At 42.2% G+C, this 1,814-nt stretch carries 1 pseudogene; it reads right to left on the reverse strand.

Annotated features, from left to right (window positions below):
• Window positions 1-1,814, reverse strand: a pseudogene (locus tag VN105_RS10380) (hypothetical protein); the annotation flags it as partial.

Genomic DNA, 1,814 nt, shown 5'->3' on the forward strand with positions numbered 1-1,814 from the left:
AAATTGATCATCAAACAAAACAAAATTTAAATACGCCTTGGGCCGTCCAGTTTGAGAAGGATCTGAATCCTTTTCCTTCAGGCGCTGGTAATCGGTGTTATAAAAGTCGTTACTAAACGGGGTTGAGGTGTTTGCCGATGATATTCCATGTGCGCCTTTGGATTCCGAAGATCCGCTAAATGCCTGCACCAGGTCAGCCACCATGTTTTCAGTTAACGCAATATCTGTTTTTTCTTCCGTTGGAGAAGTGGATTTATAAAATGCGTTCGTTTTAATCCGGAAGGTATCACCTGCCATTACCCGCAAAACTAGAGAAGGGCCTATTTTTTTTCCTTCATTTAAGGCCGTAAGTTGAGATACAGCCAGGTTTTGAGCAGTATCCTGTTCTGAAGGATAACCTATGGGCTTAGGTACACGGGTGCCATCGATGTTACTAAACAGGGCTGACTCAGTTGCCGCATTGGTAGTTTCCATACTCGCCGTATACATGCTAAGGTCAGTTTGATCTGTAAGAACAAGCCTGGTATTACCTAAATGATCTTTTATGAAATAATCATAGTTAAAAGCTACATGTTGTCCGGTCTTAAAACTGGCCCGAATACGCCCCTCTTCATGGCCGATATATTGTAGGCTATCGTTCTTGTAAACAAAGTTTCCTATGTAATCAGTGGTTGTTACTTTCGGCGCACCTGCCGTAACGTCCGTTACAATTTTCTTTACCTTGTTGCCCGAGGCATCATAACGGAATACAATGTTGCCTTTTCCCGTAATGACAATACTATCGGGCAGATTGAGGAAATTATAGTGAATAAGCGTGATCTTTTTATTCTCATCCTTTATAAGATTTCCGTTAGCATCATAATCGTAATCATCACCAGTATTAATACCATTATTAAAGTCGCCTAATTTGGCAGCGGAAGTATTAATGGGATCAGCTATCTTTGCCAGCTTATTACTGTAACTACGATATGTGTAGGTTAGCTGATCGACAAGTGATGGCGCCGCTGCACCGATTTTACCCATTTGGTTCATGGTAAGAATATTGCCGTTAGCATCGTAGGTTAAATTGTTAACGGTAAAATCCATGCTGGTTTTCCCCCAGGTTGTACCATTCCTTTCCAGGAAGTTGGCAGTAGTAAGGCGAGAAACCTTGTCATAACTGAAGCTATAGAGCCTTGCTAAACCATTGGATTTACTTTTCCAGCGTGCTCCCGCAATATCACCACTAAATTGGGCACCGAGCGTAAATCCATAATCATAGGTTAAATCCTGGCCAAACCAATTGGTAGTGCTGCCGTCTGTGTTAGCATATTCCTTGTTAATTCCCTTAAGCCATCCCCGAATATTGTAGTCATATTTTAATGTTTCAAGTTGCCCTGTCGTGGTAACACCGAGGCGATGTGTGATCAATTGCCCAATTTCGTTATAGCTAGATGCCGAAATTGTTTTCTCATTTGTTACAACGTCATTGAGGCGCTTTTTGACCGAGGTAACTCTTCCAGCCCCATCATAGCTAACCATTGTCAGTAAGGTGGTCTGTGGGGTGGTTGTGCTGCGCGGATTTTTGTGCTTAAGATAAGTACTCAGTAACTTTCCGTTAAAATCATACAGGTTATTAATTACATCCACTCCACCTGAAATATTGTCTGATAACACTTGTATTACACGGCCTTTATCATTGTAATAGTTAGTAGTGGTTAACCACTGGCTGGTTCCCAATATGCGGGTCCTAGTTCCAGTAACAAGCCCCCTGATTTTGTTACTGGGTATTGTTGGCAATGCCTCGGAATAAGGGTTGGCACCGGCTTGCGGTT

It is taken from the genome of Chitinophaga sp., assembly GCF_035564935.1.
Classification (GTDB): Bacteria; Bacteroidota; Bacteroidia; order Chitinophagales; family Chitinophagaceae; genus Chitinophaga.